7 protein-coding genes are annotated in these 8,018 nt (G+C 73.2%); 3 read left to right on the forward strand and 4 right to left on the reverse strand.

What is annotated here, in order from left to right:
* Nucleotides 1–62: 62 nt before the first annotated feature.
* Nucleotides 63–458 (reverse strand): MerR family transcriptional regulator, encoded by a 396-nt coding sequence (locus ACFU5G_RS27750; protein ID WP_377251958.1) that lies wholly within the window; start codon nt 456–458, stop codon nt 63–65.
* A 60-nt stretch (nt 459–518) separates the two neighbouring features.
* Here ACFU5G_RS27750 and ACFU5G_RS27755 point away from each other — a divergent pair, with 60 nt between their 5' ends.
* Entirely contained in the window at nt 519–1,760 is a 1,242-nt protein-coding gene (locus tag ACFU5G_RS27755; protein ID WP_377251960.1) for an MFS transporter, read from the forward strand.
* A gap of 62 nt (nt 1,761–1,822) precedes the next feature.
* Here ACFU5G_RS27755 and ACFU5G_RS27760 read toward each other — a convergent pair whose 3' ends face one another.
* Nucleotides 1,823–3,133 carry a hypothetical protein gene (locus ACFU5G_RS27760; RefSeq protein WP_377251962.1) on the reverse strand — a complete coding sequence of 437 codons (1,311 nt, stop codon included), beginning with the start codon at nt 3,131–3,133 and terminating at the stop codon, nt 1,823–1,825.
* 161 nt (nt 3,134–3,294) lie between these two features.
* Between ACFU5G_RS27760 and ACFU5G_RS27765 the strand changes: the two genes are divergently transcribed.
* Nucleotides 3,295–3,567: a hypothetical protein gene (locus tag ACFU5G_RS27765; RefSeq protein WP_200835961.1), complete on the forward strand. Its 273-nt coding sequence runs from the start codon at nt 3,295–3,297 to the stop codon at nt 3,565–3,567.
* A gap of 110 nt (nt 3,568–3,677) precedes the next feature.
* Here ACFU5G_RS27765 and ACFU5G_RS27770 read toward each other — a convergent pair whose 3' ends face one another.
* Both ACFU5G_RS27770 and ACFU5G_RS27775 read right to left on the reverse strand, forming a co-directional pair.
* Nucleotides 3,678–4,961, reverse strand: coding sequence for a DUF418 domain-containing protein (locus tag ACFU5G_RS27770; protein WP_377251964.1), 1,284 nt, complete (start codon nt 4,959–4,961; stop codon nt 3,678–3,680).
* A gap of 43 nt (nt 4,962–5,004) precedes the next feature.
* Nucleotides 5,005–7,161, reverse strand: coding sequence for a DEAD/DEAH box helicase (locus tag ACFU5G_RS27775; protein WP_377251966.1), 2,157 nt, complete (start codon nt 7,159–7,161; stop codon nt 5,005–5,007).
* Nucleotides 7,162–7,288: 127 nt separating this feature from the next.
* On the opposite strand from ACFU5G_RS27775, the gene ACFU5G_RS27780 reads away from it, so the two are divergent.
* The gene (locus ACFU5G_RS27780; protein ID WP_377251968.1) at nt 7,289–7,987 is read left to right on the forward strand and encodes a hypothetical protein; all 699 of its coding nucleotides are present in this window, start codon (nt 7,289–7,291) and stop codon (nt 7,985–7,987) included.
* Nucleotides 7,988–8,018: the final 31 nt, after the last annotated feature.

An 8,018-nucleotide genomic window follows, 5' to 3' on the forward strand; every position in this document is an offset into this window, starting at 1 on the left:
CGGAGCGCTGACCAGCGCTCCGCCCTCTCCTGTCTCACTGTCCGCCGAGGTTCGGCGCATCGTCAGACGGCGGCCGCCGACTCCCGTTCCTCCCGCAGCAGCACCTCGTGCTGCGTCGCCGTCAGGAACTTCCGGATCGAGTCCCGGCTGCGGGTCAGGCAGTCGATGCGTGCCTGGACGCCCACCAGCTCGGTGGCGAGCTGCTCGGCGACCTCGCGCGGGCAGGTCGGGTCCTCGCGGTTCGCGGCGTCCTCGGCGTCGATCAGGACCTTGACCAGCCGGGTCGGGATACCCGCCTGGACCAGCCCCGCCACGCGGGACACCCGCTCCACGTGGTCCTCCGTGTACGTCCGGTAGCCGTTCGCCGCCCGGTCCGCCTCGAGCAGGTCCTGCTGCTCGTAGTACCTGATCAGCCGGGTCGTGACACCGGTCCGCGTGGCGAGCTCACCGATCTTCATGACGTACCTCCGGGCAGGGCCTTGACATTGACACCAGTGTCAAACTTTAGCGTGGCGGGCATGGACACGACAGGCTCCGCCCCAGCCGCCCCGACCAGCGTCGATACCGTTCCGGCCACCCCGGCCGCCCTCGAGCCCGGCACCCTGCCGTGGCCCTCCCTGCTCGTGCTCGGCGCCGGGACGCTGTTCATGGTCACCGCCGAGATGCTGCCCACGGCGGTGCTCCAGCAGATGAGCACCGGCCTCGGTGTCGCGGAGTCGAGCACCGGCCTGCTCGTCTCCATGTGGGCGGCCGTCGTGGTGGTGCTGAGCTTCCCGCTCGTCCGGCTCACCCGCCGCCTGGACCGCCGCGCCGTGATCGCCGGGGGACTGGCCGTCCTCGCGCTGTCCTCGGTGCTCACCGCCCTGGCCCCGACCTTCCAGGTGGCGGCCGGCGCACGGGTGCTCGGCGCGGCCGCCGTCGGCCTGCTCTGGGCGACGACCAACGCGCACGTCGCCGATCTCGTGCCCGACCGGTTGCTGGGCCGCGCCATCGCCGTCGTGCTCGGCGGGGCGACGCTCGGGATGGTGGTCGGCACCCCGCTGGCCCGCCTCGTGGCCGACGCCGCTGGCTGGCGCGCCGCCTTCTGGGCACTCGCGGTCCTCAGCCTCCTAGCCGCGGCCGCGGTCCGCCTCGTCGTCGCCCGCGCCGCGGTGCCTGACGGCGCGCCGGGCACTCCGGCGGACCCGGCCGCAGCCGGAGCCGGCAGCGCGTCCGGAGGCATGGGCCGGCTGCTGACCGTGACCGGCCTCGTGGCGCTGGTCCTCGTCGGGCACTACGGCGCCTACACGTACATCACCCGGCTCGCGGAGGCGCCCGCCCACGCGCTGCCGGGCGGGATGAGCACCCTGCTCCTGGTGTTCGGGCTCGCCTCCGCCGTCGGCGTCGCGCTGGCCGGGCGGCTCGGGGAGCGCAGCGGTCCTGCGCTGGTGGTGAGCGTGGCCGCGACGGCGCTGGCCGTGCTCGGGCTCGGCGCGGACGCCGGCCCCGTCGTGGGGGTCGCCGTCGTCGTGGCCTGGGGCGTGGTGTCGGGCGCGATGCCGCCGTTCGCGCAGACGCTGATCCTGCGGCTGGCCGGGCCGGAACGGCGCTCGTTCGCCGGGGCGCTGATCCCGGTGGTGTTCAACGGCGGGATCGCCGTCGGGGCAGCGCTCGCCTCCGCCGTCGTGGCCGGCTCGGGCGTGGCGGCGCTGCCGCTCCTGGCGGCCGTGGTGGTCGGCGTGGCGGCGGCCGGCCTGATCGGCGCGGTCCGCCGCGCCTGACCGGCCTATGTGTCAGACGTACAGGTCACCGGAGTGACCTGTACGTCTGACACGAGGTGGGGTCAGCAGGCCGGGGCGGCCGGGCCGCTCGAACCCGTGTTGACGTACGCGTCCGAGATCCAGTTGCCCGGCCCGATCCGGTTCCACACCCGGCTGACGCCGTAGTAGCCGTCCACGCGGCTGCCCTTGGCGGTGCACTCGATCACGACGTTGGTGAAGCGCCCGGCCTGCCCGACGGCGGAGTGGTTCGTGCCGGGGCCGGACCGCACCGTCAGGGGGCGGCCGCTGGTGCGCACCACGCCCTTCGGGCCGTTGCCGGTCCACAGGTAGGTCACGGTGGTCCAGGCGTTGTCCTTCAGGCCGAGGCCGTCCCAGAAGGTGCCGTCGCCCAGGTCGATCCCCGCGGGGTTCGCGACCTTGCGGCCGAACCCGTCCTTCCCCTTGTTGTAGCCGTCCTCGTACGCGGCCTGGGCCTGGGGCAGACCGCGCGGCAGGTCGTCCCACGACTCGCGCTTCTTCGACCCGTTCCAGTGGTCGTCCTTGGTGTTCCAGGGGCCGACGTCCCACACCGGCGCGTACGCGCACCGGCCGGTGCGCTCGGCGCAGACCCGCACCGAGTAGCTGCCCGAGTTCTTGGCCGACAGCCCGCGCCGGGACGGCAGGGCGACGAAGTGGTCACGCTTCTTGATGACGTGCCCGTTCGCGGTGGTGCCGCCCACCAGGCCCTCGCGGGTCGCGTAGACCTTGTAGGCGCGCCCGTCGGCCTTGGCCTGGACCTCGACCTCCTGCAGGGACCGCGACCGCTCCACCTCGGGCGTGAGCGTCACCTCCCGCACGGTCGGGGTCACGTCACTGTCGCCGACGAGCGTGACGCGCGCCTGGAGGGTCGCGGACGCCAGCGGGAGCGGTTCGCCCGCCGGTACCCACTCGGTCCATGAGTCGGGGCCCTCCTCGGCGAGCCGACCGCGCACGTCCACGAGCACGGACGTGCCGTCGGGCGTGGTGGCGTCGATCTCGGCGGCGACGCCGGTCGCGGGGGAGCCGAGCTCCACCGGGTCGGCGACGAGCTGCCCGGACGCCTCCCTGGGCCTGGGTGAGCCGGCCGCGTCGTCCGCGCCGGCGGCATCGTCTCCGCCGTCGTCCGCGGAACCGGCGGCGGCGAGGCGGAGCCCGTCGTCCGCGTGCCGCACCCCGGCGTCGTCCGGGCCGAGGGTTTCGAGGTCGACGGACCAGGCCTGGGCGGCGAGGTCCGGGCCGGACCCGGTGCTCGGCGCGACGGCGGCGACTGCCGTGCCCGAGACGACCAGGAGGGCGCACGTGGTCGCCGCCAGGAGCGCGGCGCGGCGTCGGGAACTGCGGGCCTGGGTCACCATGCCCTGAATGTAAGCGCCACCTATTTCGCCCGCGAGGCGAAGCGAGTGAAATTTCGGGCGCGCGGTCGGCGGTGCATCCGGACCCACGACGGGGTGCGCGTGGTGCATGATCGGGGGAGCACCGAGCACGACCTGAGACAGCGATCAGCAAGGAGAAGCACGTGTCCGAGTTCCTGGCCGACAAGCCCGGCAAGTACGACCTCGACGGCGACGGCATCACGGACGTCGAGGTCGCAGACACCGACGGCGACGGCGTCGTGGACGCCCAGTTCGAGGACTACGACGGCGACGGCGTGCCCGACGTCGAGCTGTACGACACCGACGGCGACGGCGTGCCCGACGTCGTCGTGGAGACCGCCGGCGGCACGCGGACCATCTCCGTGGACGCCGACGGCGACGGCGTGGACGACGCCGTGGACTCGTTCCCGGCCTGATCTCTGCTGCCGGGGCGCGGCGGCGATGTCAGAGGTGCGCTTCTACCCAGTCATTGCGCCCGAAACCGAGCTGATTCCGGGCGTAATGACTGGGTAGACCGCGTCCCCCGTCACACTGCGGCGGGTGCCTGTACTGGCTTGCCGTACACCAGCCGCCGCAGCGCGACCTCGGCCGGGCCGCGGCGGCCCGTCTGCTCCTGCCAGACGGCGAACGCCACGGTGAGCCCCCAGACCAGCACGGCGTAGAGCAGCATGCTCCACGAGCTGAGGTACTGGCCGAGCCCGAGGCCCCACGCGGCCAGGACCGGCGCGCACAGCACGGACTGGAGCAGGTAACAGGTCAGCGACCGCTTGCCGACGGCCTGGACGGCGCCGGCGAACGGCCCGTCGGTGACCAGCAGGTTGCGCGACGGCGCGCTGGTGCGGCGCTGGGCGAGCCGGTGGCCCAGCAGGCCGAACAGGGCGACGTAGCCCAGGCCGCCGAAGAACCCGGTGAGGAACTGCACCGGGTAGAAGACGACGGCCGCGTGGTCGGGCACGTCGATGATGCCGACGTGGTCGAGCGCGGAGGGCAGCGGCCCCAGCCAGCCGATCGTGATGCCGATGACGGCCACCCGGCGCAGCATGGGCAGGTGCTCGCCCGGGTTCTCCAGTATCCGGCGGCGGCCGGCCCAGAACGCGAGCAGCAGCATCATCGGCACGACCAGGGAGAGCAGGCCCTGCAGGAACGTGCCGAGCGTCCAGTACGTCAGCCGCTCCCCGATCGAGGCGAGGTACGACGTGACGGCCATCGAGTCGCTCGTCGGCGCGAGGTCGGCCGCGATGCTGCGCGCCATCGGGTCGTCCGCGGGGATCTGGGCGAGGAACCAGCCGCCGATCAGCGCGAACACCGTGCCGATCGTCAGCAGGCCGCAGAACACCGACGTCCACACGATCAGGGTGCGGTCCTTGACCTGGAAGAACAGCCACACCATGAGCAGGCCGGCCAGGCCGTACGCGCCCAGCACGTCGCCCATCCAGAGCAGCGCCGCGTGCACGAACCCGAACGCCAGCAGCAGCCAGTTGCGCTTCTGCAGCAGCCGGCGGGCCGCCTTCTCGGAGGTGCCCGAGGACACCTGGCGGTTGTAGAGCTGCATCATCCCGTAGCCGAACAGGAACGCGAACATGGGGTAGGTCCGCAGGTCCACGGTGGTGATGATGAGGAAGTCGACCACCTTGTCGAGCGCCGACCCGTCGACCGGGTGCGACGCACCGGAGCCCATGGTGCTGGCCCAGAGGTAGTACGGCGTGTTCGCGATGGCGATCAGCAGGAGCATGAACCCGCGCGCCAGATCGGGGGCGGGGGAGCGTTCGGCGGCCTGGACGGGTCCTCGGGTGAGGGCGGTGGTCGTCATGGGTCCATCTCAGCAGGCCACGGGCGGTCCCGCGAGGAAAGCGCTAGGCCGCGGGCTCCTCCAGCCGGGCGCGCTCCTCGTCGACGATCCGCCGCGCCAGCTCCTTGTCGGTCACGTCGGTGGCGCCGGCCCCGGACGCGGTGGGCACGGTCGAGCGTCCGGCGTACTCCGCGAACAGCTCGGCCTTGGTGCCGAGGATGTCCAGGAGCCGCTCGTCGACGCTCTCCTCGATGAGCAGCCGGTGCACCTGCACGGTGCGCACCTGGCCCATCCGGTGCGCGCGGGCGATGGCCTGGGCCTCGACGGTCGGCTTGACCTGCGGCTCGCACAGGATCACCACGGAGGCGGCCTGGATGTTGAGGCCCACGCCGCCGGCCTCGATCTGGCTGACCAGCACCTTGGGCTCCTTGGCCTGCGTGAACTCGTCCACCAGCTCCTGGCGGCGGGCCGACGGCACGGACCCGGTGATGGGCCCGACGGCGAGCGGGCCCAGCTCGGCGAGCACCCGCTCGATCACGTCGCGGAAGTAGGAGAAGACCACGACCTTGCGGTTGTTCTCCACGGCCTCGTCGACGATCTCGCGCAGCCGGGCCAGCTTCGCCGTCGGCTCGGGGGCCTCGACGAACGCGGCGCGGCGCATGTCGGCGAACGACCGCTCGAGCACCGCGTGGCGGTAGGCGGCGCCGTCGTGCTTGCCGAACCGCTCCCACTCGTCCACCTGGACCAGCTCGGGCAGCTCGGTGAGCACGTCCTCCTGGTTGCGCCGCAGGTAGACGGTCGCGACCGACCGGCGGAAGGCGGAGGCGCCCGCCAGGCCCGCCGCCGGGTCGATGTCGTCGGCGACCTCGGGCTTGAGGTAGTTCACGAGGCTGCGGAACTCGTCCACGGTGTTCTCCATGGGCGTGCCCGACATGAACAGCACGCGCTCGGCCACGCGGGCCCACTCCGCCGTCCGCTCGGAGCGCTGCGCCTCCGGGTTCTTCACGTAGTGCGCCTCGTCCACCACGAGCAGGGCGGGGCGGGGAGCGCCGTCGGGCCGCAGGTGCCCGAGCTGGGGGAAGGTCGCGACGCCGACGCCGCCCTCGGCCGCCCACTCCTTGATGCCGACCTCGCGGTCATCGCCGTGCAGCACGCGGACGGTCAGCTTCGAGTGGGCCGCGACCTCGCGGGCCCAGTTGGCCGCGACGCTCGCGGGGCAGACCACGAGGAAGTGCGTGCTCCCCTTGGCGGCGAGGTGGGCCATCACCGCGATGGCCTGGACGGTCTTGCCCAGGCCCATCTCGTCGCCGAGGATCGTGCGCCGCTGGGACAGCGCGTACTTGGCGCCGAACGCCTGGTAGGAGCGCAGCGAGACGTTGAGCAGCGAGGTGTCCAGGTCCTGCGTCGCGACCTCGTCGACGACGTCCTCGGGCAGGTAGCCCTCGGCGGCCTCGACGTCGATGCCGAGGTCGACCAGCTCGCCCAGGGCGGTGAAGTAGGCGGCGGCCCGCGCCTCGAAGTCGCTCCAGGCATCGGCGTCGGAGGTGTTCGTGAGCACCTCGTCCAGGCCGCGCAGGGCGTCGGTGACGCCCACGGCGTCGAGGTCGTCGGTCAGCGTGCGCAGGTCGGTCAGCGCGGCGTCGGCGCGGTCGGTGCGCCGGCGGCCGGCGAAGAACCGCCGCACGAACGTGGCGCGCAGCGCACCGGCCTCGGCCAGGCGGGCCAGCTCGCGCACGTCGACGTCGAGCCGGTCCTGCCACGTGCCGAAGAAGGCCTTGACGTGCAGATGGTCGTGGAGCGCGCGCACCAGGCGCGTCGCCAGCGGGTCGGCGGGGGAGTGGTCCAGCCGGAAGGCGAGGCCGGCGTCCACGGCGCTGAAGACCTGCTGGGCCGCCTTCTGCAGCGCCTCCGCCGTGCGCGCGCCGACACCCGCGATCGCGGTGAGCTCCTCCGGGGCGGCCGCCCTGATCTGGCCGACGGTGCGGAACCCCGCCTGCTCGACGGGGCCGAGGCGCAGGCCGCCCGCGCCCACCTCGCGGATGCGGTCGAGGGGCACGTCGGACAGCTCGTCCAGCACGCGTGCGTCGCGCGCCGCGCGGTAGGCGGCGCGGACTCGTGCGGGCGCGCCGCGGCGCTGGCTGAGGGTACGGGAGCCCAGGTCGTGCCGGGTTCCGGCCTCCTCGAGCAGCTCGCGGGCTTCACCGCGGGACCAGGTCTTCATGGCCGACGACGGTACTGCGTCCGGGGCGTCCCGGAGGCCCCGACGCGCGTCGTGGACCGACGTTTCTTACATACCGGACTGAATGCCCATTCTGGTAGTTTCGTCGCACCATTAACAGGAGGAAAAAGTGAGCACGGACGCACTGCCGGAGCAGGCACAGGCGGCGCAGGCCACCGCCGCAGGGGAGCCGACGCCGCAGGTGGCGCCGGAGGCGACGCCGGACGTCGCCCAGCGCGACACGAACCCGGAGCCGGCCGCGAGCCCGGCCCCGGTCGCCGGGCCGGAGGGGGCCGTGGCCCCGACGCCGGAGCAGGCCGCGACGCCGGAGCAGGACGACGACCCGGAGCGCGCGGACAACATCGAGACGAGGACTGCGGCCCGGCTGCACCAGCTGGTCGCGTCGGGCGCGGAGAAGCTGCCCGGCGAGGCCGGCAGCACCGTGTCGAAGCTGGCCGTGGCGCTGCTGTCGTTCGGCAGCCAGGCGGCGGCCAAGGACCAGGAGAAGTCGACCTCGGCGCTCGTCGGCGAGGCCGTCGGCCTCTTCAAGAGCCTGGACGACGACGACCCGTCCAAGCAGCGCAACGCCCTGGAGCACGCGCTGGAGACGTTCACGACGTCGACCATCGGGGGCAAGGAGCGCTCGCAGGTGCTCGAGGTCGCCGAGGAGGCGATGGGCCTGTGGAGCAAGCTGCGCGGGACGTCGTCCGACCTCGCCAAGTCCGACGCCGCCGCCTCGATGCGCTCGCTGACCAGCGCGCTGCGCAAGGAGGGCCGCGACGAGGAGGCCGACGAGGCCGAGACCGAGGCCAAGCGCCTCGAGTCCTGACCTGACCCGCCGGACCCGCTGAGTGCCGGAC

It is taken from the genome of Promicromonospora sp. NPDC057488 (assembly GCF_042802395.1).
Taxonomy (GTDB): domain Bacteria; phylum Actinomycetota; class Actinomycetes; order Actinomycetales; family Cellulomonadaceae; genus Promicromonospora.

Bases quoted from the DNA above. Each gene is read 5' to 3' on its own strand.
- ACFU5G_RS27750 (WP_377251958.1), bottom strand. From the start codon at position 458: ATGAAGATCGGTGAGCTCGCCACGCGGACCGGTGTCACGACCCGGCTG.
- ACFU5G_RS27755 (WP_377251960.1), top strand. From the start codon at position 519: ATGGACACGACAGGCTCCGCCCCAGCCGCCCCGACCAGCGTCGATACC.
- ACFU5G_RS27760 (WP_377251962.1), bottom strand. From the start codon at position 3,133: ATGGTGACCCAGGCCCGCAGTTCCCGACGCCGCGCCGCGCTCCTGGCG.
- ACFU5G_RS27770 (WP_377251964.1), bottom strand. From the start codon at position 4,961: ATGACGACCACCGCCCTCACCCGAGGACCCGTCCAGGCCGCCGAACGC.
- ACFU5G_RS27775 (WP_377251966.1), bottom strand. From the start codon at position 7,161: ATGAAGACCTGGTCCCGCGGTGAAGCCCGCGAGCTGCTCGAGGAGGCC.